The 20,249-nt window shown below is 61.9% G+C and carries 18 protein-coding genes; all 18 read left to right on the top strand.

The genetic code is table 11. From position 1 onward, the window contains the following. Positions 1-20 precede the first annotated feature (20 nt). The 18 genes from mnmA to nuoL all read left to right on the top strand — a co-directional run bounded on the left by mnmA (position 21) and on the right by nuoL (position 20,212). On the top strand, positions 21-1,145 hold the full coding sequence (mnmA, locus tag BMY68_RS23160; RefSeq protein ID WP_009044586.1) for a tRNA 2-thiouridine(34) synthase MnmA: 1,125 nt from the start codon (positions 21-23) through the stop codon (positions 1,143-1,145). After that, positions 1,142-1,765, top strand: coding sequence for a high frequency lysogenization protein HflD (gene hflD / locus BMY68_RS23165; protein ID WP_007929193.1), 624 nt, complete (start codon positions 1,142-1,144; stop codon positions 1,763-1,765). Before mnmA ends, hflD begins: the two co-directional genes overlap by 4 nt. 126 nt (positions 1,766-1,891) lie before the next feature. Further along, positions 1,892-3,262, top strand: a complete 1,371-nt coding sequence (purB, locus tag BMY68_RS23170) for an adenylosuccinate lyase (RefSeq protein ID WP_007929192.1) — start codon at positions 1,892-1,894, stop codon at positions 3,260-3,262. An 82-nt stretch (positions 3,263-3,344) separates the two neighbouring features. Further along, positions 3,345-4,511, top strand: coding sequence for a ribosomal protein uL16 3-hydroxylase (locus BMY68_RS23175; protein WP_085534131.1), 1,167 nt, complete (start codon positions 3,345-3,347; stop codon positions 4,509-4,511). Further along, complete coding sequence (locus BMY68_RS23180; protein WP_007929190.1) at positions 4,504-4,929, top strand: GNAT family N-acetyltransferase; 426 nt, start codon at positions 4,504-4,506, stop codon at positions 4,927-4,929. The genes BMY68_RS23175 and BMY68_RS23180 overlap by 8 nt, the downstream gene beginning before the upstream one ends. A 196-nt stretch (positions 4,930-5,125) precedes the next feature. Continuing rightward, positions 5,126-5,881, top strand: a complete 756-nt coding sequence (locus BMY68_RS23185) for a secretin N-terminal domain-containing protein (RefSeq protein ID WP_085534129.1) — start codon at positions 5,126-5,128, stop codon at positions 5,879-5,881. Between the two features lie 512 nt (positions 5,882-6,393). Next, positions 6,394-7,719 carry an isocitrate lyase gene (aceA, locus tag BMY68_RS23190; RefSeq protein WP_007929188.1) on the top strand — a complete coding sequence of 442 codons (1,326 nt, stop codon included), beginning with the start codon at positions 6,394-6,396 and terminating at the stop codon, positions 7,717-7,719. Between the two features lie 599 nt (positions 7,720-8,318). Continuing rightward, positions 8,319-8,732: an NADH-quinone oxidoreductase subunit A gene (locus tag BMY68_RS23195; RefSeq protein ID WP_007929187.1), complete on the top strand. Its 414-nt coding sequence runs from the start codon at positions 8,319-8,321 to the stop codon at positions 8,730-8,732. A 10-nt stretch (positions 8,733-8,742) separates the two neighbouring features. Then, the gene (locus tag BMY68_RS23200; RefSeq protein ID WP_007929186.1) at positions 8,743-9,417 is read left to right on the top strand and encodes a NuoB/complex I 20 kDa subunit family protein; all 675 of its coding nucleotides are present in this window, start codon (positions 8,743-8,745) and stop codon (positions 9,415-9,417) included. Positions 9,418-9,489: 72 nt separating this feature from the next. Continuing rightward, positions 9,490-11,271: an NADH-quinone oxidoreductase subunit C/D gene (gene nuoC / locus BMY68_RS23205; RefSeq protein ID WP_007929185.1), complete on the top strand. Its 1,782-nt coding sequence runs from the start codon at positions 9,490-9,492 to the stop codon at positions 11,269-11,271. A gap of 2 nt (positions 11,272-11,273) precedes the next feature. Then, positions 11,274-11,771 (top strand): NADH-quinone oxidoreductase subunit NuoE, encoded by a 498-nt coding sequence (gene nuoE / locus BMY68_RS23210; protein ID WP_009044589.1) that lies wholly within the window; start codon positions 11,274-11,276, stop codon positions 11,769-11,771. Next, complete coding sequence (nuoF, locus tag BMY68_RS23215) at positions 11,768-13,126, top strand: NADH-quinone oxidoreductase subunit NuoF (RefSeq protein ID WP_009044590.1); 1,359 nt, start codon at positions 11,768-11,770, stop codon at positions 13,124-13,126. Before nuoE ends, nuoF begins: the two co-directional genes overlap by 4 nt. A gap of 125 nt (positions 13,127-13,251) precedes the next feature. Next, the gene (gene nuoG, locus BMY68_RS23220) at positions 13,252-15,966 is read left to right on the top strand and encodes an NADH-quinone oxidoreductase subunit NuoG (RefSeq protein ID WP_085534127.1); all 2,715 of its coding nucleotides are present in this window, start codon (positions 13,252-13,254) and stop codon (positions 15,964-15,966) included. After that, positions 15,963-16,970: an NADH-quinone oxidoreductase subunit NuoH gene (gene nuoH / locus BMY68_RS23225; RefSeq protein ID WP_007929607.1), complete on the top strand. Its 1,008-nt coding sequence runs from the start codon at positions 15,963-15,965 to the stop codon at positions 16,968-16,970. The genes nuoG and nuoH overlap by 4 nt, the downstream gene beginning before the upstream one ends. Before the next feature lie 11 nt (positions 16,971-16,981). Then, positions 16,982-17,530, top strand: coding sequence for an NADH-quinone oxidoreductase subunit NuoI (gene nuoI / locus BMY68_RS23230; protein ID WP_003223795.1), 549 nt, complete (start codon positions 16,982-16,984; stop codon positions 17,528-17,530). A 9-nt stretch (positions 17,531-17,539) separates the two neighbouring features. Next, positions 17,540-18,040 carry an NADH-quinone oxidoreductase subunit J gene (gene nuoJ / locus BMY68_RS23235; RefSeq protein ID WP_007929608.1) on the top strand — a complete coding sequence of 167 codons (501 nt, stop codon included), beginning with the start codon at positions 17,540-17,542 and terminating at the stop codon, positions 18,038-18,040. A gap of 13 nt (positions 18,041-18,053) precedes the next feature. After that, positions 18,054-18,362, top strand: coding sequence for an NADH-quinone oxidoreductase subunit NuoK (nuoK, locus tag BMY68_RS23240; protein WP_085985111.1), 309 nt, complete (start codon positions 18,054-18,056; stop codon positions 18,360-18,362). Then, complete coding sequence (nuoL, locus tag BMY68_RS23245) at positions 18,359-20,212, top strand: NADH-quinone oxidoreductase subunit L (RefSeq protein WP_085534125.1); 1,854 nt, start codon at positions 18,359-18,361, stop codon at positions 20,210-20,212. Before nuoK ends, nuoL begins: the two co-directional genes overlap by 4 nt. Positions 20,213-20,249: the final 37 nt, after the last annotated feature.

A 20,249-nucleotide genomic window follows, 5' to 3' on the forward strand; every position in this document is an offset into this window, starting at 1 on the left:
AAGACACCCGTTGAATTCCTATGCGTGATCCAGCCCCTTCTGACACCCAAAAGAAGCGCGTCATCGTCGGCATGTCCGGCGGCGTGGACTCTTCCGTTTCCGCCCTCCTGCTGATGGAGCAGGGTTACCAGGTGGAAGGCCTGTTCATGAAGAACTGGGAGGAAGACGACGGAACCGAGTACTGCACCGCCATGGACGACCTCGCGGACGCCCAGGCCGTGTGCGACAAGATCGGTATCAAGCTGCACACCGCCAACTTCGCCGCCGAGTACTGGGACAATGTGTTCGAGCACTTCCTGGCCGAATACAAGGCCGGCCGCACGCCGAACCCGGACATCCTGTGCAACCGTGAAATCAAGTTCAAGGCGTTCCTCGACTACGCCATGATGCTCGGCGCCGACCTGATCGCCACCGGTCACTACGTACGCCGCCGCGACATCGACGGGCGCACCGAACTGCTCAAGGGCCTGGATCCGAACAAGGACCAGAGTTACTTCCTGCACGCCGTTGGCGGCGAACAGATCGCCAAGACCCTGTTTCCGGTAGGCGAACTGGAAAAACCCGAAGTCCGCGCGATTGCCGAGAAACACGACCTGGCCACCGCCAAGAAGAAGGACTCCACCGGTATCTGCTTTATCGGTGAACGGCGTTTCAGCGACTTTCTCAAGCAATACCTGCCGGCCCAGCCCGGCGAGATCAAAACCACCGAAGGCGAAGTGATCGGCCGCCACCACGGCCTGATGTACCACACCATCGGCCAGCGCCAGGGCCTGGGCATCGGTGGCCTCAAGGACGCCGGCGATGAGCCGTGGTACGTGTTGATCAAGGACCTGGAACACAACGAGCTGATCGTTGGCCAGGGCAACGATCACCCATGGCTGTTCTCCCGCGCCCTGCTCGCCTCCGACATCTATTGGGTCAACCCGATCGACCTGAGCCAGCCGCGCCGCCTCACCGCGAAAGTGCGCTATCGCCAGAGCGACCAGCCTTGCACCCTGGAAAAGACCGCCAGCGGCTACCGCGCCACCTTCGATGACCCGCAACGAGCGGTCACCCCCGGCCAATCCGTAGTCTTCTATGACGGCGAAATCTGTCTGGGCGGCGGCGTGATCGAAGTCGCAGAGCCCTGGAGCAGCAAGGCATGAGCCCGACCCAGGAGCAACTGACGGCATTGGGCGGCGTGTTTCTCGCCGCCGTGCTGGTGGACAAGATCGCCAAGACCGGCCAGGTCACCGAAGCAGCCTTGAGCTGCATGCTCGGCAGCCTGCTGATCCGCGACCCGAAAGACACCCTGGAAGTCTACGGTGGCGACGACATCAATCTGCGTGAAGGTTATCGCGCCCTGATCGGCGCCCTGGAACGCGACCCCAGCACCCTGCAGCGCGAGCCATTGCGCTACGCCCTGTCGATGCTCGGCCTGGAGCGCCAGCTGGCCAAGCGCGACGACCTGCTGGAAATCATCGGCAAGCGCCTGCCGCAGATTCAGTCCCAGGTCGAACATTTCGGCCCGGCCCACGAAAACGTGGTTGCCGCTTGCGGCTCGCTGTACCAGGACACCCTGAGCACCTTGCGCCAGCGGATCCAGGTGCATGGCGACATGCGCAACCTGCAGCAGCCGAGCAATGCCTCGAAGATCCGCGCCCTGCTGCTGGCCGGCATCCGTTCGGCGCGGCTGTGGCGCCAGCTGGGCGGCCACCGCTGGCAGCTGGTGATCAGCCGCCGCAAACTGCTCAAAGAGCTTTATCCGCTGATGCGCAGCAGCTGAAGTGCACCCGCAAGACCTTTTGTAGTCAGTAACGCGTAAGACGCTGGTCGGTTGGCAACGGACCGGCGGATATTTTCATGTATGATACGCGCCCCATTTCGTTGCCCGACTGTCCGAGAACACCCCATGCAGCTCTCTTCGCTCACTGCGGTTTCCCCTGTTGACGGCCGCTACGCCGGCAAAACCCAGGCCCTGCGCCCCATTTTCAGCGAATACGGCCTGATCCGTGCTCGTGTCCTGGTCGAAGTGCGCTGGCTCCAGCGCCTGGCCGCCCATTCCGCCATCAGCGAAGTGCCGGCGTTCTCCGCCGAAGCCAACGCCGTGCTGAACACCCTGGCGGAAAACTTCTCTCTGGAGCACGCCGAGCGTGTCAAAGAGATCGAACGCACCACCAACCACGACGTCAAGGCCATCGAGTACCTGCTCAAGGAACAGGCCGCCAAGCTGCCTGAACTGGCCAACGTCAGCGAATTCATCCACTTCGCCTGCACCAGCGAGGACATCAACAACCTGTCCCACGCCCTGATGCTGCGCGAAGGCCGCGACGAAGTGATGCTGCCGCTGATGCGCCAGACCGCCGGGGCTATCCGCGAACTGGCCCTGCGCTTCGCCGACGTGCCAATGCTGTCGCGTACCCACGGCCAGCCGGCCTCGCCGACCACCCTGGGCAAAGAACTGGCGAACGTGGTGTACCGCCTGGAGCGCCAGATCGCTCAGGTCGCCGCCGTGCCACTGCTGGGCAAGATCAACGGCGCCGTGGGCAACTACAACGCGCACCTGTCGGCCTACCCGGAAATCGACTGGGAAGCCAACGCCCGCGCCTTCATCGAAGACGAACTGGGCCTGAGCTTCAACCCGTACACCACACAGATCGAGCCGCACGACTACATCGCCGAGCTGTTCGACGCCATCGCCCGCTTCAACACCATCCTGATCGACTTCGATCGCGATATCTGGGGCTACATCTCCCTGGGCTACTTCAAGCAGCGCACCATCGCCGGCGAAATCGGTTCCTCGACCATGCCGCACAAGGTCAACCCGATCGACTTCGAAAACTCCGAAGGCAACCTGGGTATCGCCAACGCGCTGTTCCAGCACCTGGCGAGCAAACTGCCGATCTCCCGCTGGCAGCGCGACCTGACCGACTCCACCGTCCTGCGTAACCTGGGCGTCGGTTTCGCCCACAGCGTGATTGCTTACGAAGCCAGCCTCAAAGGCATCAGCAAGCTGGAGCTCAACGCCCAGAAGATCGCCGAAGACCTGGACGCCTGCTGGGAAGTCCTGGCCGAGCCGATCCAGACCGTGATGCGCCGCTACAACATCGAAAACCCGTACGAGAAACTCAAGGAACTGACGCGCGGCAAGGGCATCAGCCCTGAAGCACTGCAGACCTTCATCGACGCGTTGGAAATGCCCGAAGCGGCCAAGGCCGAGCTGAAGAAGCTCACCCCGGCCAGCTACATCGGCAATGCCGCGGCGCAAGCCAAACGCATCTGATCGATGGCAAGACCTTTGACGCCCGGCAGCGCCGGGCGTTTTTATTCCCGTATGAAAAGTGCATTTTTTCAATAGGTTACACATGAATCCTGACATTCCTCTTCAACTTCTGGGCGGCATCAGCGCACGGGAATTCCTGCGTGACTACTGGCAGAAAAAGCCCCTGCTGATCCGTCAGGCCCTGCCCGACTTCGAAAGCCCGATCGACGCCGACGAACTGGCCGGCCTGGCGCTGGAAGAAGAGGTCGAATCGCGCCTGGTCATCGAGGATGGCGAACGCCCCTGGGAACTGCGCCGCGGCCCGTTCGCCGAAGACGAGTTCAGCAAGCTGCCGGAGCGTGACTGGACCCTGCTGGTCCAGGCCGTCGACCAGTTCGTGCCGGAAGTCGCCGAACTGCTGGAGCATTTCCGTTTCCTGCCGAGCTGGCGCATCGACGATGTGATGATCAGCTTCGCCGCTCCCGGCGGTAACGTCGGCCCGCACTTCGATAACTACGATGTGTTCCTGCTGCAAGGCCACGGCAAGCGCAACTGGAAGATCGGCCAGATGTGCGACGCCGAGAGCCCGCTGCTGCAGCACGCGGACCTGCGCATCCTCGCCGAATTCGAAGAAACCGAAAGCTGGGTCCTGGAACCCGGCGACATGCTCTACCTGCCGCCGCGCCTGGCCCACTACGGCGTCGCGGTGAACGACTGCATGACCTACTCCGTAGGCTTCCGCGCCCCGAGCGCCGCCGAAGTGCTGACCCACTTCACCGACTTCCTCAGCCAGTACCTGCCGGATGAAGAGCGCTATACCGACGCCGACGTGCAACCTGTCAGCGATCCACACCAGATCCAGCACGACGCCCTCGATCGCCTCAAGGGCCTGCTGGCCGAGCACATGAGCGACGAGCGCATGCTGCTGACCTGGTTCGGCCAGTTCATGACCGAGCCGCGCTACCCGGAACTGGTGGTCGGCCCCGAGCTGGAAGAAGAAGACCTGCTCGGCAGCCTCGAACAGGGCGCCATCCTGATCCGCAACCCGAGCGCGCGCCTGGCCTGGTCCGAAGTCGACGACGACCTGCTGCTGTTCGCCAGCGGCCAGAGCCGCTACCTGCCGGGCAAGCTGCGCGAACTGCTGAAGATGATTTGCGCCGCCGACGCGCTGCACCTCGACAACCTCAGCCCATGGCTGGCGGACGAGGATGGACGCAGCCTGCTGTGCGAACTGGTCAAGCAAGGAAGCCTGGGATTTGCCGATGAATAAGATTCGCGTACGTGTCGCAGACTGGCAAAAGGATAACGCCGAGATCCGGCGCATTCGTGAAGCGGTGTTCATCATCGAGCAATCCGTCCCCCCTGAGCTGGAGTGGGACGCCGACGACGACAGCGCGGTGCATTTCCTCGCGCTCGAAGGCGACTTTCCGATCGGCACCGCACGCCTGCTGCCCGATGGGCAGATCGGCCGGGTATCGGTGCTCAAGGACTGGCGCGGCCTGAAGGTCGGCGATGCGCTGATGCAAGCAGTGATCGGCGAAGCCGAGAAGCGCGGCCTCAAACAGTTGATGCTCAGCGCCCAGGTCCAGGCTACCGCCTTCTATGAGCGCCTGGGTTTCAGCATCGTCAGCGAGGAGTTCCTGGAAGCGGGCATTCCTCACGTCGACATGGTTCGCGGCAACGCCTGAGCAAGCCCCGCGCAGCAGCGAACCTGCTGACGATGTCCTGCCAGGCGTCACAAAACGCCCCGGCCTCCCCGGATCCAGCAAGCTAAGCTGGCTCCTTGGAGGCCGGGGCGTTTTGCTATCGGCGATTCAACTTGCCCCACCGCGAGCCGACAAACTGTCAAACTCAAGGCTTCCACCCCTAGCGGAGATAACGGACATGTCCCTACGCACCCTGCTCACGACGCTGCTGCTGACTGCAAGCTTTTCAGTCTCGGCCGCGACCGAGATCGTGCCCCTGAGCAACCGCACCAGCGCCGACCTACTGCCCGTCGCACAGAACTTCCTCGGCAAGGAAGGCCGGGTCAGCGCCTACGGCAACCAGCTGATCGTCAATGCGGAACCGGAGAAGATCGAGGAACTGCGCACCTTCATCGCGCAACTGGATACCGCCGCCAAACGCCTGCTGATCACGGTCGACACCAACGAAAACAACACCCAGAACAATCAGGGTTATTCGGTCAACGGCGTGCCGCAAACCCGCATCATCAGCCGCAGTACCGTCAGCCGCGATGGCGGCATCCAGCAGATCCAGGCCAGCGAAGGCATACCGGCCCTGATCCAGGTCGGCCAGAGCGTGCCGCTGACCACCACCCAGACCGATCCTTACGGCCGCCTGCAGAACCAGACCCAGTATCGCAACGTCACCCAGGGTTTCTACGTCACGGCCAGCGTCACCGGCGAAACCGTCCACCTGAGCATCAGCACCAACCGTGACCGAATGAGCCAGGAACGTCCCGATGTAGTGAATGTGCAAAGTACCGACACAACTGTCAGCGGCCGTCTTGGCGAGTGGATCACCCTGGCCGGCGTCAATCGCCAGAACCAGGCCGACAAACAGGCTACAACCCGCAGCTACTCGACTCAGGGCCGGGATGACATGACCTTGCGGGTGAAAGTCGACGCCTTGGACTAAAGCACCGAAAACTGACTGATTAGTCGTATTAGACCAAAGATGTAGTGGTATAAAAAAAGCACTACAAAACGTTTGACGAGGCAAAAAACCGAAGGCATGATGGCCTCGCTCCCGCTAACCAGGGGCCCTGGCAAGGGCCTTCGGATCGCCGCTCTAACCTACCCACCTGAGCCGATTCGTGTCTGTACCGCCCACAAGGTGTGTTTGACGAGATTGCGACTGGAACGAGGTTGTCCCGAGGGACGGAAGCTAACTAGGTAGATCGGCAACACACTGATGGTTCGTATGAAGGCCCACGACGCCCGAATGCGCCCGACAGCTGGCCCTCACCTGCTCACTTCCCCCTTGAGCCCATCGTTCAACCGTCGCCATCGCGCCATATCCGACTTGACCGCCTAAGCTTCTGGTCAGCGAGCAGCCAACTACGCACCCTTTGACCCTGCGTATCTGGCGAGTCGGAATTTTCCGCCCAAGAACGACTTTTCACACAAGACGCGACGAGGTTTATCTCCATGGCACTGACACGCGAACAGCAAATTGCAGCCCTTGAAAAAGACTGGGCTGAAAACCCGCGCTGGAAAGGCGTGACTCGCACTTATTCCGCTGCCGACGTTGTCCGTCTGCGTGGCTCGGTTCAACCTGAGCACACCCTGGCACGCATGGGCGCCGAGAAGCTCTGGAACCTGGTGACCCAGGGTGCCAAACCGTCCTTCCGTCCTGAGAAAGATTTCGTCAACTGCATGGGCGCCCTGACCGGCGGCCAGGCAGTGCAGCAAGTCAAAGCCGGCATCCAGGCGATCTACCTGTCGGGCTGGCAGGTTGCCGCAGACAACAACTCCGCCGAATCGATGTACCCGGACCAGTCGCTGTACCCAGTGGACTCCGTGCCAACCGTGGTCAAGCGCATCAACAACTCGTTCCGTCGCGCCGACCAGATCCAGTGGAAATCCGGCAAGAACCCGGGCGACGAAGGCTACATCGACTACTTCGCACCAATCGTGGCTGACGCCGAAGCCGGTTTCGGCGGCGTGCTGAACGCCTACGAGCTGATGAAGAGCATGATCGAAGCAGGCGCCGCTGGCGTTCACTTCGAAGACCAGCTGGCTTCCGTGAAGAAATGCGGCCACATGGGCGGCAAGGTACTGGTTCCGACCCAGGAAGCCGTGCAGAAGCTGACCGCTGCCCGCCTGGCGGCCGACGTTGCCGGCGTACCGACCATCATCCTGGCCCGTACCGACGCTAACGCCGCCGACCTGCTGACCTCCGACTGCGACCCGTACGACCAGCCGTTCGTGACCGGCACCCGCACCCAGGAAGGCTTCTATAAAGTGCGCGCCGGCCTCGACCAGGCCATCGCTCGCGGTCTGGCCTACGCACCGTACGCCGACCTGATCTGGTGCGAAACCGCCAAGCCGGACCTGGACGAAGCCCGTCGCTTCGCCGAAGCGATCAAGAAGGAATACCCGGACCAGATCCTGTCGTACAACTGCTCGCCTTCCTTCAACTGGAAGAAGAACCTTGACGACGCGACCATCGCCAAGTTCCAGCGCGAACTGTCCGCCATGGGCTACAAGCACCAGTTCATCACCCTGGCCGGCATTCACAACATGTGGCACAGCATGTTCAACCTGGCGCACGACTACGCCCGCAACGACATGACCGCCTACGTGAAGCTGCAGGAGCAGGAATTCGCTGATGCCGCCAAGGGCTACACCTTCGTGGCTCACCAGCAGGAAGTGGGTACCGGCTACTTCGACGACATGACCACCGTGATCCAGGGCGGCTCGTCTTCGGTAACCGCACTGACCGGCTCCACCGAAGAAGAACAGTTCCACTGATTCGACTTCGCGCTGAAAAACGGCCATTGCAGACCCGGTAAAAGCTAACTGCAATGCCGCATATCTGACGCCCCGACTGGTTCGGGGCGTTTTTTTGCCTGCGGCTTTTGCAGGCATCACCGGCAACCCCCAAGCTGCGACAGGAACGAGCCTGCTCGCGACGACCTCGGCCTGGACACCCTGCCAATCAGGCAAAACATTGCTCCAGAGCGGTATGCGTGGAGAAAAAAACGGGTAAAAGGGGCTCGCTCGCAACTTGCAGTAACGAGCATATAAAAGACAACTTAGCGGCTCTTCATGGGAACCATTGTTTAAAAGCAGCGCTAAATAATATTGATTATCATTTAGAGGCAAGAATGTTCGTTACAGCGAGGACAAAACATAATTAACAAAACACCCGCTAATGCCCACAGGCCGTGGCTTACGGGGCTTGCAAGGGGAGCTATGTCCTTATTCCGCTAAATAATTTCGCCATGAAAATTTACTTGCCCGGTGTTTAGCCATAAAATCACGGGGATTGATTGCACTGCGACATATCGTCACTGCTTTATTTCTTTATCAAGCTCAGAGACCTTTGCTCTCTGTTAAGGATTACCAGCATGCCCGAAGCGACAGGACTCATGGCCCACAACTGGGGCTTTGCCATTTTCCTTCTGGGTGTAGGCGGCCTCTGCGCCTTCATGCTCGGCGTCTCCAGCCTCCTCGGGTCAAAAGCCTGGGGCCGCAGCAAAAACGAACCGTTCGAGTCCGGCATGCTACCTACCGGTGGCGCCCGCTTGCGGCTCTCAGCCAAATTCTATCTGGTCGCGATGCTCTTCGTGATCTTCGATATCGAAGCCCTCTTTCTCTTTGCCTGGTCTGTGTCCGTCCGCGAAAGCGGCTGGACCGGATTCGTCGAAGCTCTCGTTTTCATAGCAATTCTGTTGGCAGGTCTTGTCTACCTTTGGCGGGTGGGGGCTCTTGATTGGGCTCCGGAAGGTCGCCGTAAGCGGCAGGCGAAGCTAAAACAATGAGGCTTTGGCGATGCAATACAATCTCACCAGGATCGACCCCGATGCTCCTAACGAGCAGTATCCGATCGGCGAACGGGAAACCGTTTCCGATCCGTTAGAAGATCAAGTCCACAAAAACATCTTCATGGGCAAGCTGGAAGACGTGCTGAGCGGCGCGGTCAACTGGGGGCGTAAGAACTCCCTGTGGCCGTACAACTTCGGCCTGTCCTGCTGCTACGTGGAAATGACCACCGCCTTCACGGCGCCCCACGATATCGCGCGCTTTGGCGCCGAAGTTATCCGGGCATCACCGCGCCAGGCGGATTTCATGGTTATTGCCGGAACCTGCTTCATCAAGATGGCGCCGATCATTCAGCGTCTCTACGAGCAAATGCTCGAGCCGAAGTGGGTCATCTCCATGGGTTCGTGCGCCAACTCCGGTGGCATGTACGACATCTATTCCGTCGTTCAAGGGGTGGACAAGTTCCTGCCCGTGGACGTCTACGTGCCTGGCTGCCCGCCCCGCCCTGAAGCTTTTCTGCAAGGCCTGATGCTCTTGCAGGAGTCGATTGGCCAGGAGCGTCGCCCACTTTCCTGGGTCGTCGGTGACCAAGGCGTGTATCGCGCCGAAATGCCGTCGCAAAAGGAACAGCGCCGCGAACAGCGTATTCAGGTAACCAACCTGCGCAGCCCCGACGAAGTCTGATTCCAGAACGCTTCTTACAAAGAACGAAAAACTGGCTTCATTCTTTACGTTGACCGAAAGCGATAAAAAACCATGACTACAGGCAGTGCTCTGTACATCCCGCCTTATAAGGCAGACGACCAGGATGTGGTCGTCGAACTCAATAACCGTTTCGGCCCTGAGGCGTTCACCGCCCAGGCCACCCGCACCGGCATGCCGGTGCTGTGGGTTACCCGTGCCAAACTCGTCGAAGTCCTGACCTTCCTGCGCAACCTGCCCAAGCCGTACGTCATGCTCTATGACCTGCATGGCGTGGACGAGCGTCTGCGCACCAAGCGTCAAGGGCTGCCAGGCGCCGACTTCAGCGTGTTCTACCACCTGCTGTCGATCGAACGTAATAGTGACGTAATGATCAAGGTCGCCTTGTCCGAGAGCGACCTCAGCTTGCCGACCGTGACCGGTATCTGGCCGAACGCCAACTGGTACGAGCGTGAAGTCTGGGACATGTTCGGCATCGACTTCGCCGGCCACCCTCACCTGTCGCGCATCATGATGCCGCCGACCTGGGAAGGTCACCCGCTGCGCAAGGACTTCCCGGCCCGCGCCACCGAGTTCGATCCGTTCAGCCTGACCCTGGCCAAGCAACAACTGGAAGAAGAAGCCGCGCGCTTCAAACCGGAAGACTGGGGCATGAAGCGTTCCGGCGCCAACGAGGACTACATGTTCCTCAACCTGGGCCCGAACCACCCTTCGGCCCACGGTGCCTTCCGCATCATCCTGCAGCTGGACGGCGAAGAGATCGTCGACTGCGTACCGGACATCGGCTACCACCACCGTGGTGCCGAGAAAATGGCCGAGCGTCAGTCCTGGCACAGCTTCATCCCGTACACCGACCGCATCGACTACCTCGGCGGCGTGATGAACAACCTGCCGTACGTGCTCTCGGTCGAGAAACTGGCCGGGATCAAGGTGCCGGAGAAGGTCGACGTCATCCGCATCATGATGGCCGAGTTCTTCCGGATCACCAGCCACCTGCTGTTCCTGGGCACCTACATCCAGGACGTCGGCGCCATGACCCCGGTGTTCTTCACCTTCACCGACCGTCAGCGCGCCTACACCGTGATCGAAGCCATCACCGGTTTCCGCCTGCACCCGGCCTGGTACCGCATCGGCGGCGTCGCCCACGACCTGCCACGCGGCTGGGAAAAACTGGTGAAAGACTTCGTCGACTGGCTACCCAAGCGCCTCGATGAATACACCAAGGCCGCCCTGCAGAACAGCATCCTCAAGGGTCGTACCATCGGCGTCGCCGCCTACAACACCAAGGAAGCCCTGGAATGGGGCGTCACCGGTGCCGGCCTGCGTTCCACCGGTTGCGATTTCGACCTGCGTAAAGCGCGCCCCTACTCCGGCTACGAGAACTTCGAGTTCGAAGTACCGCTGGCGGCCAACGGCGATGCCTACGACCGCTGTATGGTCCGTGTCGAAGAGATGCGCCAGAGCATCAAGATCATCGACCAGTGCCTGCGCAACATGCCGGAAGGCCCGTACAAGGCGGACCACCCGCTGACCACGCCGCCGCCGAAAGAGCGCACGCTGCAGCACATCGAGACCCTGATCACGCACTTCCTGCAGGTTTCGTGGGGCCCGGTCATGCCGGCCAACGAGTCCTTCCAGATGATCGAAGCGACCAAGGGCATCAACAGTTATTACCTGACGAGCGATGGCGGCACCATGAGCTACCGCACCCGGATCCGCACCCCGAGCTTCGCCCACCTGCAGCAGATCCCTTCGGTGATCCGCGGCAGCATGGTCGCGGACTTGATCGCGTACCTGGGTAGTATCGACTTCGTTATGGCCGACGTGGACCGCTAAGCATGAACAGCCCGCTTATCCAGACAGACCGTTTCGCCCTCAGCGAAACCGAGCGCTCGGCCATCGAGCACGAGCTGCATCACTACGAAGACCCGCGCGCGGCGTCTATCGAAGCCCTGAAGATCGTCCAGAAGGAACGTGGCTGGGTGCCTGATGGCGCGCTCTACGCCATCGGCGAGATCCTCGGCATCCCGGCCAGCGACGTAGAAGGCGTGGCGACGTTCTACAGCCAGATCTTCCGTCAACCGGTCGGCCGTCACATCATCCGTGTCTGCGACAGCATGGTCTGCTACATCGGCGGCCACGAGTCCGTGGTCAGCCAGATCCAGAGCGAGCTGGGCATCGGCCTCGGCCAGACCACCGCCGACGGCCGCTTCACCCTGCTGCCGGTATGCTGCCTGGGCAACTGCGACAAGGCCCCGGCGCTGATGATCGACGACGACACTTTCGGCGACGTGCAGCCTGCTGGCGTGGCCAAACTGTTGGAGGGCTACGTATGACCCTGACATCCTTCGGCCCTGCCAACCGCATCCAGCGCAGCCCCGAAACTCATCCGCTGACCTGGCGCCTGCGCGACGACGGCGAGCCGGTATGGCTCGACGAGTACCAGGCCAAGAACGGCTACGCCGCGGCGCGCAAGGCCTTCGCCGACCTGTCCCAGGACGACATCGTCCAGACCGTCAAGGACGCCGGCCTCAAGGGCCGCGGCGGCGCGGGCTTCCCCACTGGCGTGAAGTGGGGCCTGATGCCCAAAGACGAATCCATGAACATCCGCTACCTGCTGTGCAACGCGGATGAAATGGAACCCAACACCTGGAAAGACCGCATGCTGATGGAGCAACTGCCCCATCTGCTGATCGAAGGCATGCTGATCAGCGCCCGCGCGCTGAAAACCTACCGCGGCTACATCTTCCTGCGAGGCGAGTACACCACCGCCGCCAAGCACCTCAACCGTGCCGTGGAAGAAGCCAAGGCCGCGGGCCTGCTGGGCAAGAACATCCTCGGCTCGGGTTTCGACTTCGAGCTGTTCGTCCACACCGGCGCCGGGCGTTACATCTGCGGTGAAGAAACCGCACTGATCAACTCCCTCGAAGGCCGCCGCGCCAACCCGCGCTCCAAGCCGCCCTTCCCTGCCGCCGTCGGCGTGTGGGGCAAGCCGACCTGCGTGAACAACGTCGAGACCCTGTGCAACGTGCCGGCGATCATCGGCGACGGCGTGGAGTGGTACAAATCCCTCGCTCGCGAAGGCAGTGAAGACCACGGCACCAAGCTGATGGGCTTCTCCGGCAAAGTGAAGAACCCTGGCCTGTGGGAGCTGCCGTTCGGCGTGACCGCGCGCGAGCTGTTCGAAGACTATGCCGGTGGCATGCGCGACGGCTTCAAGCTCAAGTGCTGGCAGCCCGGCGGCGCCGGTACCGGTTTCCTGTTGCCTGAACACCTGGATGCGCAAATGTACGCCGGCGGCATCGCCAAGGTAGGCACCCGCATGGGTACCGGCCTGGCCATGGCGGTCGACGACAGCATCAACATGGTTTCGCTGCTGCGCAACATGGAAGAGTTCTTTGCCCGTGAATCCTGCGGTTTCTGCACCCCTTGCCGCGATGGCCTGCCGTGGAGCGTCAAGCTGCTGCGCGCCCTCGAGAAAGGCGAAGGGCAAGCCGGCGATATCGAGACCCTGCTGGGTCTGGTCGGTTTCCTCGGCCCAGGCAAGACCTTCTGTGCTCACGCACCGGGCGCCGTGGAGCCATTGGGCAGTGCCATCAAGTATTTCCGTCCAGAGTTCGAGGCCGGCATCGCAGCCACCAGTGCTGCCGCCGTCCCGCCCCTGGCCCGGCCGATCGTAGTCGGCGCGTAAACGTATCGAACGAGGGTGGTCCGTGCCGCCCTCGTATCGCCTGAAGACGCCGCGACGCGCCAGGCGAGCACCAAGATTCCATTAGCCACGCCCGCTGACACCGGGCCAACGAAGAACTTTGAACCATGGCCACTATCCACGTAGACGGCAAAGCGCTCGAAGTCGATGGGGCGGACAACCTGTTACAGGCATGTCTGTCACTAGGCCTCGACATCCCTTATTTCTGCTGGCACCCCGCTCTCGGTAGCGTCGGTGCCTGTCGCCAGTGCGCGGTCAAGCAGTACACCGACGAGAACGACACCCGTGGTCGCATCGTCATGTCCTGCATGACGCCCGCCACCGACAACACCTGGATCTCCATCGACGATGAAGAATCCAAGGCCTTCCGCGCCAGTGTCGTCGAATGGCTGATGACCAACCACCCGCACGACTGCCCGGTCTGCGAGGAAGGCGGTCACTGCCACCTGCAAGACATGACCGTGATGACCGGCCACAACGAGCGCCGTTATCGCTTCACCAAGCGTACCCACCAGAACCAGGAACTCGGCCCGTTCATCGCTCACGAGATGAACCGCTGCATCGCCTGCTACCGTTGCGTGCGTTTCTACAAGGACTATGCCGGCGGCACCGACCTCGGTGTGTTCGGCGCCCACGACAACGTGTACTTCGGTCGCGTTGAAGACGGCACCCTGGAAAGCGAGTTCTCCGGCAACCTCACCGAGGTCTGCCCGACCGGCGTGTTCACCGACAAGACTCACTCCGAGCGCTACAACCGCAAATGGGACATGCAGTTCTCGCCGAGCATCTGCCATGGCTGCTCCAGCGGTTGCAACATTTCCCCGGGCGAGCGCTACGGCGAACTGCGGCGCATCGAGAACCGCTACAACGGTTCGGTGAACCAGTACTTCCTGTGCGACCGTGGTCGTTTCGGCTATGGCTACGTCAACCGCGAAGACCGTCCACGCCAGCCGCTGCTGAACGACGGCACCAAGCTGAACCTGGACCAGGCGCTGGACAAGGCCGCCGACCTGCTGCGCGGGCGCAATATCGTCGGTATCGGTTCGCCTCGCGCCAGCCTGGAAAGCAACTACGCCCTGCGTGAACTGGTAGGCGCCGAGCACTTCTACAGCGGTATCGAAGCCGCCGAACTGGAACGCATCCGCCTGGTCCTGCAAGTGCTGAGAAACAGCCCGCTGCCCGTGCCGACCATGCGCGACATCGAAGACCACGATGCGGTGTTCGTCCTCGGCGAGGACCTGACCCAGACCGCCGCCCGCATGGCCCTGGCCCTGCGCCAGTCGGTCAAGGGCAAGGCCGAAGAGATGGCCGACGCCATGCGCGTCCAGCCATGGCTCGACGCCGCGGTAAAAAACATCGGCCAGCACGCGCTGAACCCGCTGTTCATTGCAAGCATCGCTGAAACCAAGCTCGACGACGTCGCCGAAGAGTGTGTACACGCCGCTCCCGACGACCTGGCGCGCATCGGTTTCGCCGTGGCCCACGCCCTGGATGCCAGCGCCCCGGCCGTCGAAGGCCTGGACAGCGAAGCCTTTGAGCTGGCCAAGCGCATCGCCGACGCCCTCCTCGCCGCCAAGCGCCCACTGATCATCGCCGGCACCTCCCTGGGTTCCAAGGCCCTGATCGAAGCCGCGGCAAACATCGCCAAGGCCCTCAAGCTGCGCGAGAAGAACGGCTCCATCAGCCTGATCGTGCCTGAGGCCAACAGCCTCGGCCTGGCCATGCTCGGTGGCGAATCGGTGGACGCCGCCCTGCAAGCGGTGATCGACGACCAGGCCGACGCCCTGGTCGTGCTGGAAAACGATCTGTACACCCGCACCGACGCCGCCAAGGTCGATGCCGCGCTGAACGCCGCGAAAGTGCTGATCGTCGCCGACCACCAGAAGACCGCCACCAGCGATCGCGCGCACCTGGTCCTGCCAGCGGCCAGCTTCGCCGAAGGCGACGGCACCCTGGTCAGCCAGGAAGGTCGTGCCCAGCGCTTCTTCCAGGTGTTCGATCCAACCTATATGGATGCCAGCATCCTGGTTCACGAAGGCTGGCGCTGGCTGCATGCCCTGCGCTCTACCCTGCTGAACAAGCCGGTGGACTGGACCCAGCTGGACCACGTGACCGCCGCCTGCGCCCAGAGCAACCCGCAACTGGCACGCATCGTCGATGCCGCGCCATCGGCGTCGTTCCGTATCAAGGGCCTGAAGCTGGCTCGCGAACCGCTGCGTTACAGCGGCCGTACCGCCATGCGCGCCGACATCAGCGTGCACGAGCCACGTACCCCGCAAGACCAGGACACCGCGTTTTCCTTCTCCATGGAAGGTTACTCGGGTTCCGTGGAACCGCGCTCCCAGGTGCCGTTCGCCTGGTCGCCGGGCTGGAACTCGCCGCAAGCCTGGAACAAGTTCCAGGACGAAGTCGGTGGTCATCTGCGTGCCGGCGATCCGGGCACCCGCCTGATCGAAAGCCAGGGCGACAGCCTCGGCTGGTTCGCCAGCGTGCCGCGCGCCTTCTCCCCTGCCCAGGGCACCTGGCAGGCGGTGCCGTTCTACCACCTGTTCGGCAGCGAGGAGAACTCTTCGAAAGCCGCTCCGGTCCAGGAACGCATCCCGGCCGCCTACGTCTCCCTGGCCAAGTCCGAAGCCGACCGCCTGGGCGTCAACGATGGCGCGCTGCTCGCCGTGAGCGTGGCGGGCCAGACCCTGCGTCTGCCGCTGCGCATCAACGAAGAGCTGGGCGCTGGCCTGGTGGCCCTGCCGGCAGGCCTGGCGGGCATTCCACCGGCGTTCTTTGGCAAATCCGTTGACGGTCTGCAGGAGGCAGCGCAATGACCTGGTTCACCCCTGAAGTGATCGACGTGATCCTGGCGGTCGTCAAAGCCCTGGTCATCATGCTGGCCGTGGTGGTCGCAGGTGCCTTGCTCAGCTTTGTCGAACGTCGCCTGCTGGGCTGGTGGCAGGACCGTTACGGTCCGAACCGCGTTGGCCCGTTTGGCATGTTCCAGATCGCCGCCGACATGCTGAAGATGTTCTTCAAGGAAGACTGGACCCCGCCGTTTGCCGACAAGGTGATTTTCACCCTGGCACCGGTCGTGGCCATGAGCGCCTTGCTGATCGCTTTCGCAATCATCCCGATCACCCCGACCTGGGGCGTGGCGGACCTGAACATCGGCCTGCTGTTCTTCTTCGCCATGGCCGGCCTGTCGGTCTACGCGGTGCTGTTCGCCGGCTGGTCGAGCAACAACAAGTTCGCCCTGCTCGGCAGCCTGCGCGCCTCGGCCCAGACCGTGTCCTATGAAGTGTTCATGGGCCTGGCGCTGATGGGCATCGTGGCCCAGGTCGGCTCGTTCAACATGCGTGACATCGTCGACTACCAGGCGCAGAACCTGTGGTTCATCATTCCGCAGTTCTTCGGCTTCTGTACCTTTTTCATCGCTGGCGTGGCCGTGACTCACCGTCACCCGTTCGACCAGCCGGAAGCGGAACAGGAACTGGCCGACGGTTACCACATTGAATACGCCGGCATGAAATGGGGCATGTTCTTCGTTGGCGAGTACATCGGCATCATCCTGATCTCGGCACTGCTGGTCACCCTGTTCTTCGGTGGCTGGCACGGTCCGTTCGGCATCCTGCCGCAACTGTCCTTCGTCTGGTTCGCCCTGAAGACCGCGTTCTTCATCATGCTGTTCATCCTGCTGCGCGCTTCCATCCCGCGTCCGCGTTATGACCAGGTGATGGACTTCAGCTGGAAATTCTGCCTGCCGCTGACCCTGATCAATTTGCTGGTGACTGCTGCGCTTGTGTTGTTGAACACGCCAGCGGGCGCGGTTCAGTGAGGATTTGACCCATGTTCAAATATATTGGCGACATCGTTAAGGGTACTGGTACCCAACTGCGCAGCCTGGTGATGGTCTTCGGCCATGGCTTTCGCAAGCGCGACACCCTGCAATACCCGGAAGAGCCGGTCTACCTGCCGCCCCGCTACCGTGGCCGCATCGTACTGACCCGCGACCCCGATGGCGAAGAGCGTTGCGTAGCCTGCAACCTGTGCGCCGTGGCATGCCCGGTGGGTTGCATCTCGCTGCAGAAAGCTGAAACCGAAGACGGTCGCTGGTACCCGGACTTCTTCCGCATCAACTTCTCGCGTTGCATCTTCTGCGGACTCTGCGAGGAAGCCTGCCCGACCACCGCGATCCAGCTGACGCCGGATTTCGAGATGGCCGAGTTCAAACGTCAGGACCTGGTTTACGAGAAAGAAGATCTGCTGATCTCCGGCCCCGGAAAGAACCCTGATTACAACTTCTATCGTGTTGCAGGTATGGCCATTGCCGGTAAGCCAAAAGGCTCCGCGCAAAACGAAGCCGAGCCGATCAACGTGAAGAGCTTGCTGCCTTAAGGAAGAAAGATGGAATTCGCTTTCTATTTCGCGTCAGGTGTCGCCGTTGTCTCCACGCTCCGCGTGGTGACCAACACCAACCCTGTGCACGCCCTGCTCTACCTGATCATTTCGCTGATCGCCGTGGCGATGACTTTCTTCAGCCTCGGCGCGCCGTTCGCCGGCGTGCTGGAAGTGATTGCCTATGCCGGCGCCATCATGGTGCTGTTCGTGTTCGTGGTGATGATGCTGAACCTGGGGCCTGCCTCGGTTCAGCAGGAACGCATCTGGCTCAAGCCGGGAATCTGGCTGGGGCCGGTGGTGCTCGCCGCCCTGCTGCTGGTGGAACTGCTGTACGTGCTGTTCAGCCACCAGAGCGGTACCGGTGTCGGCCACACCACCGTGGACGCCAAGGCCGTGGGCATCAGCCTGTTCGGTCCTTATCTGCTGGTGGTCGAACTCGCCTCGATGCTGCTGCTCGCCGCAGCCGTCACGGCGTTCCATCTGGGCCGCAACGAGGCGAAGGAGTAAGAACATGCCTACGATCGGAACTATCCCTCTGGAGCATGGCCTGGCCGTTGCCGGCATCCTGTTCTGCCTTGGCCTGGTCGGCCTGATGGTGCGCCGCAACATTCTCTTCGTGCTGATGAGCCTGGAGGTAATGATGAACGCCTCCGCCCTGGCCTTCATCGTCGCAGGTGCCAGATGGGCGCAGCCGGATGGACAGATCATGTTCATCCTGGTGATCAGCCTGGCAGCTGCCGAGGCCAGTATCGGCCTGGCGATCCTGTTGCAGCTGTATCGCCGCTTCCACACTCTCGATATCGACGCTGCCAGCGAGATGCGCGGATGAACCTTCTCTATCTGACTTTCCTGTTCCCCCTGATCGGTTTCCTGCTGCTGTCGTTCTCCCGAGGACGCCTCTCGGAAAACCTCGCCGCCCTGATCGGTGTCGGCTCCGTTGGCCTGTCGGCGATTGTCGCGGCTTATGTGATCTGGCAATTCAACGTCGCCCCGCCGGAAGGCGGCCACTACACCCAGGTGCTGTGGCAGTGGATGACCGTAGGCGACTTCAAGCCGACCTTCGCCCTGTATCTGGATGGCCTGTCCGTGACCATGCTCGGCGTGGTGGTGGGCGTGGGCTTCCTGATCCACCTGTTCGCGTCCTGGTACATGCGCGGTGAAGACGGTTACTCGCGCTTCTTCGCCTACACCAACCTGTTCATCGCCAGCATGCTGTTCCTGGTGCTCGGCGATGACCTGTTGTTCCTGTACTTCGGCTGGGAAGGCGTGGGCCTGTGCTCGTACCTGCTGATCGGTTTCTACTACAGCAACCGCAACAACGGTAACGCGGCACTCAAGGCCTTTATCGTCACCCGCATCGGCGACGTGTTCATGGCCATCGGCCTGTTCATCCTGTTCCAGCAGCTGGGCACCCTGAATATCCAGCAACTGCTGGTCGCGGCACCTGCGAAGTTCCAGGCCGGCGACTTCTGGATCGTCCTGGCGACCCTGATGCTGCTGGGTGGCGCGGTCGGTAAATCCGCCCAGCTGCCGCTGCAGACCTGGCTGGCGGACGCAATGGCCGGTCCTACCCCGGTTTCGGCACTGATCCACGCCGCAACCATGGTGACCGCCGGTGTCTATCTGATTGCCCGTACCCACGGTCTGTTCGCCCTGGCGCCGGATATCCTGCACCTGGTGGGCGTCGTCGGTGGCGTGACCCTGGTCCTGGCCGGCTTCGCCGCGCTGGTCCAGACCGACATCAAGCGAATCCTCGCCTACTCGACCATGAGCCAGATCGGCTACATGTTCCTAGCCCTGGGCGTTGGCGCCTGGGACGGCGCGATCTTCCACCTGATGACCCACGCCTTCTTCAAGGCCCTGCTGTTCCTTGCCTCCGGTGCGGTGATCGTTGCCTGCCACCACGAGCAGAACATCTTCAAGATGGGCGGCCTGTGGAAGAAACTGCCGCTGGCCTACGCCAGCTTCATCGTCGGCGGCGCGGCCCTGGCGGCCCTGCCACTGGTCACCGCCGGTTTCTACTCCAAGGACGAGATCCTCTGGGAAGCCTTCGCCAGCGGTAACCACGGCCTGCTGTATGCCGGTCTGGTGGGGGCCTTCATGACCTCGCTGTACACCTTCCGCCTGATCTTCATCACCTTCCACGGTGAAGCCAAGACCGAAGCCCACGCCGGCCACGGCATCAGCCACTGGCTGCCGCTGTCGGTGCTGATCATTCTGTCGACCGCCGTCGGCGCCATGATCACACCACCGCTGCACGGTGTGCTGCCGCAAAGCGTCGGCCATGCCGGTGGCGAAGCCAAGCACAGCCTGGAACTGGCGTCGGGCGCCATCGCCATCGCCGGTATCCTGCTGGCCGCGCTGCTGTTCCTCGGCAAGCGTCGCTTCGTTACCGCGGTCGCCAACAGCGGCATCGGCCGCCTCCTCTCGGCCTGGTGGTTCGCTGCCTGGGGCTTCGACTGGATCTACGACAAACTGTTCGTCAAGCCATATCTGGCGATCAGCCATGTACTGCGCAAAGACCCGCTCGACCAGACCATCGGTCTGATCCCGCGCCTGGCCAAAGGGGGCCACAACTCCCTGAGCCGTACGGAAACCGGTCAACTGCGTTGGTACGCCGCCTCGATGGCTGCTGGTGCCGTGCTGGTTATCGGCGCCGTCGTGCTGGTAGCGGTCTGATATGAACCTTGCGAACTTGCGAAAGGAATTGAGCCCG

The organism is Pseudomonas sp. NFACC41-3 (genome assembly GCF_900109505.1).
Lineage (GTDB): Bacteria > Pseudomonadota > Gammaproteobacteria > Pseudomonadales > Pseudomonadaceae > Aquipseudomonas > Aquipseudomonas chlororaphis.